Below are 13,990 nucleotides of genomic sequence, written 5' to 3' on the forward strand. Positions count from 1 at the left end.
ATCATTATAAAACATATATTTATGTTAAGTCATCAAAAATTTTAGGGCCTCCTTTTGTCTTAAATAAACTTGACAACTTTTTGAATATGTCATTTTCATCAGACCAAGAGGAGACCACGATGACCCCTGATGACATTGCTCACGCCATGACCGGAGCCATCCATGCCGTTTCGGAAAACCGGCACGAAGCGTTCCTGCCATCGCCGATGATCCAGAACCATGCGAGCTTCCTGCACCTTCTGCAGGACGGCACCCTGCTGTGCGCCTGGTTTGGCGGAACGCTGGAGGGAAAATCGGATATTTCGATCTTCGCGTCAGCGCTCACACCCGGCGCGAGCCGGTGGGGAGCACCGCAGCGCCTGAGCAACGATCCCGCCCATTCCGAACAGAACCCGGTTATTTTCACCGCACCTGATGGCACTCTCTGGCTGTTTCACACCGCCCAGCCCTCCGGCAATCAGGACGAATGCCGCATCCGCATGGCGCGGGTCGTCCACGACCCGGCAACGCCGGAAAAGCTGTCCGCCGAAGATGGCCGTTTTCTCGATCTTCCGAAAGGCTGCTTCATCCGTGCGCCACTTCGCATCCGCGATGACGGCGCATGGCTTCTGCCGATCTTCCGCTGCGTCCAACGCCCCGGCCAGAAATGGAACGGCAGCCACGATAACGCAGCACTCGGCATATCGAAAGATAACGGCCTCACTTGGCAATTGCAGGAGCTGGCGGGCTCGACCGGCTGCGTTCATATGAGCCCGGTTGCAGGCGCGAATGGGCGCTACTCCGCTTTTTTTCGCCGCCGTCAGGCCGATTTCGTTTACCGCACGGAAAGCACAGATGGCGGTCGCTCATGGACAGAACCGCTGCCGACCGACGTACCGAACAATAATTCCTCCATCGCCGCGATCAGGCTCGCAGACGGCAGGCTGGCGATGATCTGCAACCCCGTCAACGCCGCGCAATCCAGCGACCGCCGCGCCTCGCTTTATGACGAACTGGGCGAGGAAGACGACAGACCGGATGCCGATCCGAGCGGTGGATGTGTGCCCATATGGGGCGTGCCACGCGCGCCGGTTTCCATCTGCCTGTCCGATGACGACGGCCGCAGCTTTCCTACCCGGATTTTGATCGAGGAGGGGCAGGGCACCTGCCTGTCCAACGATTCGACCAACGGCCGCAATCTGGAAATGTCCTATCCATGGCTTCTGGAGGCAGCGGACGGTACCCTGCACGCAAGCTACACCTATCATCGCCGCGCAATCAAATATGTCCGGCTGGCGCCCGGCTGGGCAGACGCCAAGGACGGGAGAATCGGATGAGCAACATCATTGGTATCACCATGGGTGACCCCTGCGGCGTCGGCCCGGAAATCACCGTCCGCGCGCTTGCGGAAATGTACGCCCCGGATAGGGAAGCAACGCGGATTTATGGCAACCTTGCCACGCTGGAAGCGGCGCGGGGTGCGCTTGGCATCGACATCGATCTTACTCGGAATGTGGTCGATCTGCCGGTGGAGGGTGCGCCGCTGCCATGGGGCACGCTGTCGCCGGTTGCCGGAGACGCCGCTTTCCGTTTCATTGAAAAAGCGGTGCGGGATGCCGAAGCGGGCGCAATCGGCTGCATCGTCACTGCTCCGATTAACAAGGAAGCCCTCAATCTTGCGGGCCACCATTATGACGGCCACACCGGCATGCTGCGCAGCCTGACCGGTTCTTCAGCCGCCTATATGTTGCTTGCCTCCGAGCGGCTGAAGGTCATTCACGTCTCGACCCACGTGTCCCTGCAGGAAGCCATTCGCCGGGCAACGACGGAGCGGGTGCTGGCGACCATCCGCGCTGGCAATGCTCATTTAAAGCGCATCGGTTACGAGCGGCCGCGCATCGCGGTTGCCGGTATCAATCCGCATTGCGGCGAAAACGGTCTGTTCGGCACCGAGGATGATGACCAGATTGCGCCAGCGGTTGCCGCCGCGCGCGCTGAAGGCATCGAGGTACACGGGCCGATCTCCGCCGATACCGTGTTCCACCGCGCCTATTCGGGCACTTTCGATCTGGTCGTCGCGCAATATCACGATCAGGGCCATATCCCGATCAAGCTCGTCGCCTTCGATACCGCCGTCAATGTCTCGGTCGATCTGCCGATTGATCGCACTTCGGTCGATCATGGAACGGCCTTCGACATCGCCGGCAAAGGCATCGCTAATCACGGCAACATGAATGAGGCCATAGCCTATGCGCGCAAGCTCGTGGCGGGCAAGGGCGCAAGAGGATGAACACCATGTCCACAGCCTCCATTCTCATCCATCAGCCGCGCAGGCTTGCCGTTGGCGCCGGCACCATTTCTCAGGTCGGCGCCTGGGCCGTCAAAACCGCTTCGACCCTGGTGATCGCCACGCCGCTGACAGCGAAATTTGCCGACCGGCTGCAATTGCAGGGTCCGTTCACTGTCTTTGACGCCATTCCCGGCGAACCGGACACAGGGACGCTCGATGCAGCACTGGCCGCAGCGCGCGCCGCCAAACCCGATCTCGTCATCGGCCTCGGCGGTGGCTCAGTGATGGATGTGGCGAAACTCGTCGCCGCACTCTGGAATTCCAGCCAGATGCTTGAGGATGTGGCAGGACCGAACAGGGTCGCAGGGCGCGACACCAGGCTCGTCCAGATTGCCACCACCGCCGGAACCGGCTCGGAAGCCGGGATTCGCTCGCTCATCACCGATCCCGTCAAGGGCAGCAAGGTCGCGGTCGAAAGCCCTCATCTGATTGCCGATTTCGCGGTGCTCGATCCGGAACTCACCTATTCCGTGCCATCAGCCGTGACAGCGGCGACGGGGTTGGATGCCATGGCGCATTGCGTGGAGGCTTTCACCAATCGCAAGGCGCATCCGATGATCGACGGTTTTGCCCGCATGGGCTTTTCGCTGGTGGGCAAATATCTGGCGCGCGCCGTTCGCGACGGCGCGGATACCGAAGCCCGCGAAGGAATGATGCTCGCCTCCTACTATGGCGGCATCTGCCTTGGCCCGGTCAATACGGCGGCGGGTCACGCCATCGCCTATCCGCTCGGCACGCTTCTCAACCTGCCGCACGGGCTGGCAAACGCTATCGTCTTCCCGCATGTTCTGGCTTTCAACCAGCACGCGGTTTCGGCAAAGACGGCAGAGGTGGCCGGAGCGCTTGGGCTTCGCGAGCATCTTTCATCCGATGATCTTCGCAAGGCAGCGACAGATTTCTGCGCCGGCCTCGGCATTGAAATGTCCCTTGCGCGGCACGGGGCAAGCGAAACCGACCTTCCCCGTTATGCGCAAGACGCTCACGCAATCCGCCGGCTGATGGACAACAATCCCGTCGATATGAGCCTTGATGACGTGCTCGGCATTTACCGCCGCGCTTTCTAATCGAAAGTCCGGTGCGCTATCGCGCGCACCGGCTCGCCGTCACTTCCCTCAATCCGTATGCGAAGACTCGAAGAGGCGGTCACGTGATCCCGTCAGATGGTCGTGCATCAGCCGCCGCGCGGCCTCGGCATCTCCTTCGGCAATCGCCACCGCAATCGCCTCGTGCTCGGCAAACACGCGGGTAAGGCCGGATGCCTCGCGCTTCACCGACATGCCGTGAAACTTCATTCCCACCGCAATGTGGTCCTTGAGAGCCTCCATCGCAGTCGAGAAATAGCTATTCCGTGCCGCCCGCGCGATGGCAAGGTGGAACTGATAATCGGCATCCTCACGGTGGGACTGGCGATTGGTGGCGTCCCGCATCAGCTCGAGCGCCTTTTTGATTGCGACGAGCCTCTCGCCATCATGCCGCAAGGCCGCCGCCGCCGCAGCTGCCGGCTCCAGAGTCAGCCTGAATTCATAACAGTTCAGCAGGTCAGCGACATTTTCGAGCTGGCCGAAGCCCAGCGGCTCGCGCAGGCCGAATGCCCGCACATAGCTGCCGGAACCCCTTCGCGAATAGATGAACCCCTGTTCGCGCAGCCGCCGAAGCGCCTCGCGGACCACCGGTCGCGACACTTCGAATTCCATGGCGAGTTCATGTTCGGTCGGAAGCCGTTCATCCGGCTTGTAGGCGCCGGATTTGATCGCCCGGTGCATTCTCTCGAAAATAATGTCCGGAAGTGCCTTGCGCGCCGTTTCTTTCATCAGCCCCATCTGGTCAGCTTTCTCCAGCGTCATTTTCGCCGAGCATCATTTTCGCAATCCGTTTCAACGTGTCAGCTTGCCCAAAACCACCTGACTTCGCAATGATACATTGGTCGCCGGACCAGCCGACACCAAGACCGGGCAGGCACTCGCCGGCAAGGCGCAGACGCGATACCCCCATGGCAAGCAGCACCGCTTCGGCCGTGGCGCCGCCGGACAAAAGCAACGTGTCGGTCCCGGTGGTGAAAAGCGGCACGACGCCATACGCCAGCTGGTCTGAAACCTCGAGCGGGGAAAGATCTTCCGCCCCTTGCGTCGCGTAAACGAGCGTCAGGCTGGAACGAGCATGCGCGTGAAAGGGCACGACGCCATTGGGTGCATCGGTGACCGATACCAACCCCGTTCCTTTAAGGATTTCAATTTGTTCAACGGTGATCGGGTCGCGCGAACCTATGACGAAAAGCCCCTTACCCGCGGGAATAGATGCCGCTTCGGGCACTGCCTGCGCTGTCATCATTTCGGCCAGCGCCTCGGCCAGCCCTCGCGCGCCCACCAGAAGATCAACCCCGTTTGCGCGCCCGGCAAGCAAAGCCTCCCTGATGTCCGCATGCGATAGGGTGTCTGGGATTGCGCAGCGGCTGGCGTGACCGCCCAGTCTTTCATGAACCGAAATCGTGCCGTCAACGCCAAAGCCGGACACGGAACCGTCTACGACGATGCGTCCAAAATCCGGAATGGCTGGCGCTACAAGCGCATGCCGATAGGAAACAGCATCCATTTCCGCGGCGATATGTCCTTTCAGGCGGGAATCGATCTTCTTGAACAGAATTGTATCCGCCGGAACCAGTGCCATCAGTTCCTGCGTGCGGCGGCGGGCTTCATCCGCCTTGCCATCCCGACAACCCAGATTGACGCTGAGGACGGCCGGCGCATCGGCCACCGCTGCACGGACGCCGTCAAGACCAATCGCAACTTCAGTCGAAAGCCCACGCCCGGCGAAGGGGGCGGCCGCATCAAGCGCACCGGTCAGGTCATCGGAAAAAATCAACAGCACGGGCGAAACCTTAAGAAAAGTTGTAATGTTTTCCTTCGATAAATTTATTTATAATCAATAGATAAATGGATGTGAATAACAAAAATAACACGACAGCTCGATTAGCCGCACCGACACATGTCGTCGTCATCGGCGAAAGATGGCAGGGAGAGGTTGATCGCTAGACGAAGCGGAAAGGCAGGCCTGAGATGAGCGCTTTGACAAAGCGCTTTTTCTGAAAGCGGCCGTTCAGCGAAACGCGCGGCAACAGCATCGGCTTTTCAAGGCTATGGGCCCCAAGAACACCGGCCTGCGTGGTAACAGCTACGGGAAATCCCGCATCAAACACCGCTTTCGCTTCGCGTTCTCCCACGGCCTTTATCCAGCCATAGGGATAGGAAAAGGACCTCGGCCGACGGCCGACATAGGTCTCCACCCGTCTTGTCGATTCCTCGATTTCGTAGGCCAGACGCGCCGCATCGATCTTGCGCATGTTCACATGCATCATGGTATGCGCGCCGAGATGGACCAGGGGATCGCTCGACAGCGCCTTGAGTTCGGCCGCATCCATAACGAGTTTTTCCACGATCGCGATCGGATCGATACCATGTTGCCCCGCGACACGGTCGATCCTCTCCACCGCCTCGTCCTCCGCGAATATCTGGACGAAGTTTTCCAGACGCGCAAAGGCTTCCGCTTTTTGTGGAAGGCTGCCGGATTTAATCTCCTCCGGCCCTGTCCCGAAATCGAATTCAAAGGACGTGGCTTTCTGCGTCAGCGCGGCAGTGGTTTCCCACCACACGCTACGCGTCCGCTCCACAAAACCCGGCGTGATGAAAATCGTATAGGGAACAGCATATTTCTGGAAAATCGGTGCAGCATATTCGGCATTGTTGCGATAGCCGTCATCAAGCGTGAAAGCGCAGAACGACCGTTTCTCGGAATTATCGGCGAGTAGGCCCGGCAGATCGTGTAGATGAACGGGAACGAGACCACATTCGAGCGCCGCCTCTATCGCCTCTTCCAGAAATTGTGGCGTGATCGACAAGTGTGCATTCGGCGCAAAAGCTGAGGCTTCCTCGTCAGGACGAACATGGTGCAGCGTGAAGATCACGCCACGCCCGGCAAGAGCAGGAAAAGCCGCACGAACCGCCGGCAGGGAAGCTATCTCCAGCCCCGCCCTTATGACCCCATATTTCAGAGAGCGTTTTACCGACCGCAAGAACACCATTACCGATTACCGCAACTTCAAACCGGGCAGAACCCGTTTTTTGATGACTCTCCAGACCGTGAGCGGCAGGTCGATAAGGCCCGGCAAAGGATCGTTCGCCGCAAATGCCGCCCAGCTGCGGATTGTGCGCAGAGAGGCGACATAGTCCCCAATTCCCGCCTGTCCCCGTCGATTTAACGTCAATGCGGCAATGGCATCACGGACAAGATAGGACCATGACACACCTTGCCGCGCATCGAGCATCTGGCCGGTCGGCATGTCGTTGGCAACCTGCCACAGCAGCGCGCCGAGATCGATGCCGGCCGCTGAACACAGGCCAAACCACGACCATGGGCGCGGATTGACATCGAGAAGTTTCAGCGATCCATCCCTGCCATCCCGCTTGAACTCCACCTCGACCAACCCGCTGTGACCGGCCGATTTCAATATTTTCCTTGCCGCATCGATCGCTTGAGGGTTGTCGACAACCTCGACACAGGTGCTGGTGTAACCAAAATCGACGGGATACTGACGTAGGCGCCGGGCGGTGAATTCTGCAACAGGCTCGCCATCGCGCCAGAGCGCCGCATAGGAAAACTGGCTTTCTCCCCCGCCGGGAATGAGCTCCTGCACGACGACATTGCCCGCGCCGATCTCGCCGCTCGCAGCGGCAAAAGCGGCTTTCAGCGCTTGCCTGTCATCGGCGCGGATAACCTTCGCCCGGGAAATCGCGGTATCGCCCCCGCCCATATTCGGCTTCAGGATAACGGGAAACGTCACGTCCAGCGCATCGGCGTCATCGGACGAGGCTATGGCATAGGTCCGGGGGAAGCTGACACCGAGTTCCGCCGCGCGTTTGTAGAGCAGCGGTTTCTCGCACAACCATTGAAGGGAGGACCAATCAGGCAGGACGATTTTGTAAAGGGCGGAAAGCTCATCGCGATGTTGTGAAACGAGCTGAACCTCGCCATCCCCTGATGGCACCAGAAGACACCCTTTCAGATGATGCTTCTCTGCCATATCGCGTAAAAACGCCATCGCCCCTGCATCAAGAGGACCGGACCAGCGGATCGTATTCTTCACGAAACGCGACCAGCCCGGCAGCGGTGAATCATGGGTGATATAGTGCACAGGCACATCAAGGGCGCCAAGGCTGCGGGCAAGGGCAAGCGTGCCGTGAGCGCCACCAACAATAACAACACCTGGAATGGTCACAGCCTGATCCCCGCCCTATTCCATACCTTGATCGCAAAAATTGATAAATAAATTGGATATTTCTAAAGTATTGCGCGTTCGGAGATCGAATTGGCGGAGCCGAAGAGCCTCATGCTCTTTCGGCTGCCTGCGAACGGTCGGAAGTTTGCTTCGAAGGCAAGCGCCTTACGCCTCTTTGCGCACAGGGCGCGGCTCGCCGTTGTCATCCACCGCTACCATGATGAAGACGGCCTCCGTAACCTTTTCCCGGGAATCCTGATAGTGCCTGCGGGTCCAGGCCTCGATCTTGAGCGTGACGGAGGTGCGCCCAACCTTTTCGATCCTGGTATAGACACACAATGTATCGCCGATCTTGACCGGTTTCTTGAAGACGATTTCATGAACCGCCACTGTGACGGTACGCCCGCCTGCCACATCATTGGCGCGGACGAAGGCGGCAAGGTCCATCTGCGACATCACCCAACCGCCGAAAATGTCGCCGGCCGGATTGGCGTCAGCCGGCATGGCAAGCGTTCTGAGCGTGAGTTCCATATCGGCGGGCGGTTGCTGTTCCATATCAAATTCCTTTCAAGAACCTCCCGCCGCCGGATTTAAACAACCGCGCCCCCTCAGCCAATAGCCGATTTTTCGCGGCAGCCCTTCCAAAACAGCAAGGAATCACGAAGCCATCGTAAGCTTCGGTTAACCATGATGCGGCACGATTCCAAAAAACCGCGAGGGCGTGCGAATGGCCTATGACTGGAGTGGAAACAATAAGATACAGCAGCGCTACGACCGTATCATTCTCGCGGTTGCCAGCGTCATTGCCATCAGCCTGACGACCGGCACCTTTGTTCTGCGCTCGCAGATGGAGCCGGACGGCACCATAAGCCTTGCCAAACAGCAACGGCTGGACCTCGAAAAATGGCATTTGCGGCTTTGATCCGCACGATAATGTCAACAGCAGCATAACCCGGCGGCTTATTTTGGAGCGATATCCGGCTTTACGGTATTTTCCTTCATGGGGGCATGGTCCAGATGGGCCAAAGCCGGGGTAAGAACCGACAAAAATGTCTCTGATCTGCCGATATAGATAATCGCTACGCCGTCGATCCCATTCAAAACCTCCGCCAGCGTATCCTGTGTCTGTTTTTCCAGCCCTTCCAGCAAATCGTCGATGACGATGAATTTCGGCTTCAACAACAGGGCATTGGCGATCCTGATGCTGGCCTGTTCATCCGAATCCAGCTTCTTGTCCCAGCGAATGTGTTCATCAAGCCGGGGCGCCATTTCACCGAGACCGCACGCGGTCAGCGCCGCGACATAGTCTGCCTCCGCAAACCGCTGGGGCGCGCGTGGATAGGCCAGAATTTCGCGCAGCGTACCTGTTGGCAAATAGCCGTGCTGGGCAATGAAAAGCGTGTCGGACTGTTCGGGCATTTCTATCCTGCCCTGCCCCCATGGCCACAGGCCGGCCATGGCGGCAAACAGCAGCCGCCGGTTCACGCCCTGTTCGCCATTGATCATCAGACGATCACCCCGCCCGATTTCAACCTCGGCCTCACGCAGCCGGAAACCACGCTCCAGATCCTGCCCGCCCGCATCACGGCAGATAGTCACCGACCGAAGGCGGATTTTTTCGTTGTCGGCACTCCGTTGAAGATCGATTGCGAGGCCGTGCTGTTCAACGCTGTCCATCTGGATCAGAGCGTTGCGGAACACAGAAACACGCTGCAACGTCGCCTTCCAGCTGGCAATCGGCCCGAAATTGTCGATATACCAGCGAAGTGCGGTATTGACCTGGTTGAAGGCGCCGACGGCCATCATCAGCCCGCCGAAGGTGAGGTTGCCGGAAAAATAGACCGGCGCTGCGATAAGAATGGGCGCCACAACCGCCAACCAGCCGTAGCCCGACGACACCCAGGTCAGATGCGTCATTGCTAAAGCGAGCCCGCGGATTACGCCGAGCACGGCATCGATATCGACGCCGATCCGCCGCCGCTCGTTTTTTTCACCACGCGCAAGCGCAATCGCCGCCAGATTTTCGCTGGCCCGCATCAGGGAAAAGCGTAGTTCGGCCTCTTTTGAATAACGTTCAGCATTCAGGCCGACCAGACGATAGCCGACAAGGTTGCTGAGCAGGGACGCCGAGCCCGCATAAAGGATCGCCGCCCAGACCATGTATCCGGGAATCGCGACCGGATCGCCGTTGATCGTGATGGAAAAGCCTGCCGACAATGTCCACAGAACGCCGATGAAGCTGATGAGCAGGATCGTCGCATTCACAAGACCGATGGAAAGCGCCGTGCTGCTTTCCGCAAGGTTGCGGACATCGTCGTGCAAACGCTGGTCCGGATTGATCGCAATCGTGCCGAAACCGGCAAGGCGGGCGGCGCGCCCCGGTTTCAGCCACTGGTCCACCATATCCTTGGCCAGACCCTCGCGCATGTTCAGCGCCGTCATCTGGTTAAGCCAGGTCTGAATGACATTGAGAAGCAACAACAGCCCGGCAATGATCGCGAAGACTTCGAGCTGGTGGAGGAAGGCGTCAAGATCGCGCCGCTCCAGCGCATTGTAAAACGGCGCGTTCCACTCATTGAGCCTGATCTGCCCGTAAGCGGTGAGCAATATCACCGTGAGCAGGGCAATCGACAGCAATATCAGCCGGTTGCGAACCGGCGACGTCCAGAAGGCATTGCCCATCATGCGCAGTTGCGAACGAAAATCGAGATCGAAGCCCGAAAGGTTCGCCGCACTCTTGCGCTGATCGTCGGTCACCGTTGTTGCCATTCATTCCATTCCGAAACGTCAGTCGGCAAAGAAAGCGGTTTGCGATCCTGCACCTTGCGATGCCCAGCAATAACACGCCGTTCGACCTTGTCCACAACCGCGGAGAAATCCTCAGGGAGACAATTAAAAAGCCGCGGCAATTCTTCGCGCCGGCAAACATCGGCGCCTCGGCCAACAATGCGGTTGCCTCCGGAAATGATCCTTGCTTTCTTTTCCTGCATTGCACAAAATCCAAATAATTTCAGAGGGGCGGACAAACCGCATAAACCGGAAAACCGGGCAAGGCAGATTAATGGCGATCAAAGCGAGCATCTATCATCTGACGCATTATAAATACGACAATCCGGTTCGCCTTGGACCGCAAATCATAAGATTGAAGCCCGCCTCGCACTCCAGAACCCATGTTATCAGCCATTCTCTCAAGGTTTCACCGTCCAATCATTTCGTGAACCTTCAACAGGACCCATACGGCAATTATCTCGCCCGTTTCGTTTTTCCCGAGCCGGCGACGGAATTCAAGATCGAGGTCGATCTTGTCGCCGATATGACGGTTTACAATCCGTTCGATTTCTTCGTTGAGGAAGAGGCGACCAAGTGGCCGTTCGATTATCCGCAGGAGCTGCGGGAAGATCTGTCCATCTACATGAAACCGGAACCGACCGGCCCCCTGCTTTCCGCCTTCATGGCCACCGTGGACCACACACCCGGACAACCGACGGTGGATATGGTCGTCGGCCTCAACGCCCGTCTGCAGCAGGAAATCGGTTACGTCATCCGCATGGAACCGGGTGTTCAGACGCCGGAAGAAACGCTGGCTTCCGGCAAGGGTTCATGCCGCGACACCAGCTGGCTGTTCGTCCAGATCTTGAGACATCTCGGCCTTGCCGCACGTTTCGTGTCCGGATACCTCATCCAGCTGACACCGGATCTCAAGGCATTGGATGGCCCGTCAGGGACAGAGGTCGATTTCACCGATCTGCATGCCTGGGCCGAGGTCTATATGCCGGGCGCCGGCTGGGTCGGTCTCGACCCCACTTCGGGGCTTTTGACCGGCGAGAGCCATATTCCGCTGGCGGCAACGCCGCATTTCCGCAATGCCGCGCCGATTTCCGGCGGTTATTTCGGCGAGGCCAATACGGAATTCGCTTTCGACATGCAGGTTCGGCGCGTTGCCGAGACCCCGCGCATCACCAAACCCTTCTCCGATGAGAGCTGGGAGAGCCTCAATGCACTCGGCGAAAAGGTCGATCAGGTTCTGAACGCCCATGACGTCAGGCTGACCATGGGCGGCGAGCCGACCTTCGTTTCCATCGACGATTTCGAATCCGAGGAATGGAACACCGGCGCGGTTGGACCGACGAAACGCGAAAAAGCGGACGTGTTGATCCGCCGCCTGCGCGAACGTTTCGCGCCCGGCGGCTTCCTGCACTACGGGCAGGGAAAATGGTATCCAGGCGAAAGCCTGCCGCGTTGGACATTTTCGCTCTACTGGCGAAAGGACGGTCTGCCGATCTGGCAGAACCCTGCGCTGATAGCCGAAGAAGGCGCAAATACCGGTGTTGCGGCCGACGACGCGCAAAAGCTACTGAGCGGTATCGCCACTCATCTCGGTGTGGAGCCGGATCTGGTGCTTCCGGCCTATGAGGATCCGGCCGAATGGATCATCAAGGAAGGTAGTCTTCCCGAAAATGTCGATCCGTCCAACTCGAAACTGAAAGACCCGGAAGAACGCAATCGCCTTGCCCGCGTGTTCGAACGCGGGCTTACGACACCGACGGGTTATATTCTTCCGGTGCAGGCGTGGAACGCCAAGCCCACCACAGACAAACGCTGGGTCAGCGAGAAATGGAAAACACGGCGCGGCAAGATTTTCCTCGTTCCGGGTGATAGCCCGGTAGGTTACCGCCTGCCGCTTGGCACCCTGCCCCATGTGCCGCCATCCGCCTATCCTTATATCCATGAAGCTGACCCCTCGATCCCGCGAGGGCCGCTTCCCGAGAAATTCCAGCCCTCCGGACGCACCATGCCGGAAGCGTCTTTCCATGCGGATGAGGCATCCGGCCAAGAACGCATCGAGCAGACGCTTGGTGAAATCGGCGGCGCGGTGCGCACAGCCATGTCGGTGGAACCGCGCGATGGACGGCTCTGCGTCTTCATGCCGCCTGTCGAACGCATCGAGGATTATCTGGAACTGGTCGCAGCGGCAGAAGCGGCAGCGGCCGAGCTCGGGCTGCCCGTCCATATCGAAGGTTATGCTCCGCCGCATGACGAGCGTATCAATGTCATCCGTGTAGCGCCCGATCCCGGCGTCATCGAGGTAAACATCCACCCGGCCGCAAGCTGGAAGGATTGTGTCGACATCACCACGGCGGTCTATGAAGAGGCGCGACAGACGCGTCTGGGCGCTGACAAGTTCATGATCGATGGCCGTCACACCGGCACCGGTGGTGGCAACCATGTGGTCGTGGGCGGGGCCAACCCGAATGACAGCCCTTTCCTGCGCCGTCCCGACCTTCTGAAAAGCCTTGTCTTGCACTGGCAGCGGCACCCATCGCTTTCCTACCTGTTCTCCGGCCTGTTCATCGGACCGACGAGTCAGGCGCCCCGCATCGACGAAGCCCGCCACGACAGTCTTTACGAACTGGAGATCGCGCTGGCGCAGGTGCCTGCCCCTGGCCAGGGTGCGCCGCCGCTACCATGGCTGGTCGACCGCCTGTTCCGCAACCTCCTGACGGATGTGACGGGCAACACCCACCGCGCCGAAATCTGCATCGACAAGCTGTTTTCTCCGGATGGGCCGACCGGCCGCCTTGGCCTTGTGGAGTTCCGCGGCTTCGAAATGCCGCCGAATGCGCGCATGTCGCTCGCCCAGCAATTGCTGGTGCGCGCCCTCATAGCCCGTTTCTGGAAAAACCCCGCCGCCGGCAAATTCGTGCGCTGGGGCACGGCACTTGCAGACCGATTCATGCTGCCGCACTACATCTGGGCGGACTTTATGGACGTGCTCGGAGACCTGAGGGAAAATGGCTTCGACCTGAAGCCGGAATGGTTCACAGCCCAGCAGGAATTCCGTTTCCCCTTCTTTGGTGAGGTGGAATACGAAGGCGCGAAGCTGGAATTGCGCCAGGCTCTGGAGCCCTGGCATGTTATGGGCGAACAGGGTGCCATCGGGGGAACCGTGCGTTTTGTCGACAGCTCCGTCGAGCGTATGCAGGTCCGCCTCGAAACCTCCAACCCTGCGCGCTATACCGTGGCGTGCAACGGTCGCGCCGTTCCGCTAACTCCGACGGAAAACCGAAGCGTTGCGGTGGCCGGTGTTCGTTTCAAGGCGTGGCAGCCCTCTTCCGGCCTGCATCCCGTTCTGCCGGTCAATTCGCCCTTGACCTTTGACATTTATGATACATGGTCGGGACGATCGATCGGCGGATGCATCTACCATGTTGCTCATCCGGGTGGTCGCAATTACGAGACCTTTCCCGTCAACGGCAACGAGGCCGAGGCACGCCGCCTTGCCCGTTTCGAACCATGGGGACATACGGCCGGGCAATATCCGTTGATGGCGGAAACCGTGTCGCCAGAATTTCCGCTGACGCTCGATCTGCGCCGGCCATACGGAGTATAAA

General features: G+C 59.1%; 12 protein-coding genes. 5 read left to right on the plus strand and 7 right to left on the minus strand.

Annotated features, from left to right (window positions below):
- Positions 1-119 precede the first annotated feature (119 nt).
- The 3 genes from ASD46_RS14585 to ASD46_RS14595 are packed head-to-tail and all read left to right on the plus strand — an operon-like array spanning position 120 to position 3,393.
- A complete protein-coding gene (locus tag ASD46_RS14585) occupies positions 120-1,316 on the plus strand; it encodes a sialidase family protein (protein ID WP_025595337.1) in 1,197 nt (398 codons plus the stop codon).
- Positions 1,313-2,269, plus strand: a complete 957-nt coding sequence (pdxA, locus tag ASD46_RS14590; RefSeq protein ID WP_025595336.1) for a 4-hydroxythreonine-4-phosphate dehydrogenase PdxA — start codon at positions 1,313-1,315, stop codon at positions 2,267-2,269. The genes ASD46_RS14585 and pdxA overlap by 4 nt, the downstream gene beginning before the upstream one ends.
- On the plus strand, positions 2,266-3,393 hold the full coding sequence (locus ASD46_RS14595) for an iron-containing alcohol dehydrogenase (protein ID WP_060642486.1): 1,128 nt from the start codon (positions 2,266-2,268) through the stop codon (positions 3,391-3,393). The genes pdxA and ASD46_RS14595 overlap by 4 nt, the downstream gene beginning before the upstream one ends.
- 48 nt (positions 3,394-3,441) lie before the next feature.
- Here ASD46_RS14595 and ASD46_RS14600 read toward each other — a convergent pair whose 3' ends face one another.
- From ASD46_RS14600 to ASD46_RS14620, 5 genes are all read right to left on the minus strand, one after another.
- A complete protein-coding gene (locus ASD46_RS14600) occupies positions 3,442-4,149 on the minus strand; it encodes a FadR/GntR family transcriptional regulator (RefSeq protein WP_003511522.1) in 708 nt (235 codons plus the stop codon).
- 4 nt (positions 4,150-4,153) lie between these two features.
- Positions 4,154-5,194, minus strand: a complete 1,041-nt coding sequence (locus ASD46_RS14605; protein WP_025595334.1) for a four-carbon acid sugar kinase family protein — start codon at positions 5,192-5,194, stop codon at positions 4,154-4,156.
- Positions 5,195-5,354: 160 nt separating this feature from the next.
- Positions 5,355-6,404, minus strand: a complete 1,050-nt coding sequence (locus tag ASD46_RS27805) for a polysaccharide deacetylase family protein (protein WP_025595333.1) — start codon at positions 6,402-6,404, stop codon at positions 5,355-5,357.
- 6 nt (positions 6,405-6,410) lie between these two features.
- Complete coding sequence (locus ASD46_RS27810) at positions 6,411-7,598, minus strand: ATP-grasp domain-containing protein (protein WP_025595332.1); 1,188 nt, start codon at positions 7,596-7,598, stop codon at positions 6,411-6,413.
- 165 nt (positions 7,599-7,763) lie between these two features.
- On the minus strand, positions 7,764-8,153 hold the full coding sequence (locus ASD46_RS14620) for an acyl-CoA thioesterase (protein WP_025595331.1): 390 nt from the start codon (positions 8,151-8,153) through the stop codon (positions 7,764-7,766).
- 172 nt (positions 8,154-8,325) lie between these two features.
- On the opposite strand from ASD46_RS14620, the gene ASD46_RS14625 reads away from it, so the two are divergent.
- Entirely contained in the window at positions 8,326-8,520 is a 195-nt protein-coding gene (locus ASD46_RS14625) for a hypothetical protein (RefSeq protein ID WP_060642487.1), read from the plus strand.
- A 38-nt stretch (positions 8,521-8,558) separates the two neighbouring features.
- Here the strand turns inward: ASD46_RS14625 and ASD46_RS14630 are convergent, their stop codons facing one another.
- Both ASD46_RS14630 and ASD46_RS27120 read right to left on the minus strand, forming a co-directional pair.
- The gene (locus ASD46_RS14630; RefSeq protein ID WP_025595330.1) at positions 8,559-10,367 is read right to left on the minus strand and encodes an ABC transporter ATP-binding protein/permease; all 1,809 of its coding nucleotides are present in this window, start codon (positions 10,365-10,367) and stop codon (positions 8,559-8,561) included.
- Entirely contained in the window at positions 10,352-10,588 is a 237-nt protein-coding gene (locus ASD46_RS27120; protein WP_025595329.1) for a hypothetical protein, read from the minus strand. The genes ASD46_RS14630 and ASD46_RS27120 overlap by 16 nt, the downstream gene beginning before the upstream one ends.
- A gap of 71 nt (positions 10,589-10,659) precedes the next feature.
- Between ASD46_RS27120 and ASD46_RS14640 the strand changes: the two genes are divergently transcribed.
- The gene (locus ASD46_RS14640) at positions 10,660-13,989 is read left to right on the plus strand and encodes a DUF2126 domain-containing protein (protein WP_003511533.1); all 3,330 of its coding nucleotides are present in this window, start codon (positions 10,660-10,662) and stop codon (positions 13,987-13,989) included.
- Position 13,990 lies beyond the last annotated feature (1 nt).

Source organism: Rhizobium sp. Root491 (genome assembly GCF_001427205.1).
GTDB lineage: Bacteria > Pseudomonadota > Alphaproteobacteria > Rhizobiales > Rhizobiaceae > Agrobacterium > Agrobacterium tumefaciens.

Coding starts and splice junctions, on each gene's coding strand:
- ASD46_RS14585 (WP_025595337.1), top strand. CDS start 120: ATGACCCCTGATGACATTGCTCACGCCATGACCGGAGCCATCCATGCC.
- pdxA (WP_025595336.1), top strand. CDS start 1,313: ATGAGCAACATCATTGGTATCACCATGGGTGACCCCTGCGGCGTCGGC.
- ASD46_RS14595 (WP_060642486.1), top strand. CDS start 2,266: ATGAACACCATGTCCACAGCCTCCATTCTCATCCATCAGCCGCGCAGG.
- ASD46_RS14600 (WP_003511522.1), bottom strand. CDS start 4,149: ATGGGGCTGATGAAAGAAACGGCGCGCAAGGCACTTCCGGACATTATT.
- ASD46_RS27805 (WP_025595333.1), bottom strand. CDS start 6,404: ATGGTGTTCTTGCGGTCGGTAAAACGCTCTCTGAAATATGGGGTCATA.
- ASD46_RS14620 (WP_025595331.1), bottom strand. CDS start 8,153: ATGGAACAGCAACCGCCCGCCGATATGGAACTCACGCTCAGAACGCTT.
- ASD46_RS14625 (WP_060642487.1), top strand. CDS start 8,326: ATGGCCTATGACTGGAGTGGAAACAATAAGATACAGCAGCGCTACGAC.
- ASD46_RS14630 (WP_025595330.1), bottom strand. CDS start 10,367: ATGGCAACAACGGTGACCGACGATCAGCGCAAGAGTGCGGCGAACCTT.
- ASD46_RS27120 (WP_025595329.1), bottom strand. CDS start 10,588: ATGCAGGAAAAGAAAGCAAGGATCATTTCCGGAGGCAACCGCATTGTT.
- ASD46_RS14640 (WP_003511533.1), top strand. CDS start 10,660: ATGGCGATCAAAGCGAGCATCTATCATCTGACGCATTATAAATACGAC.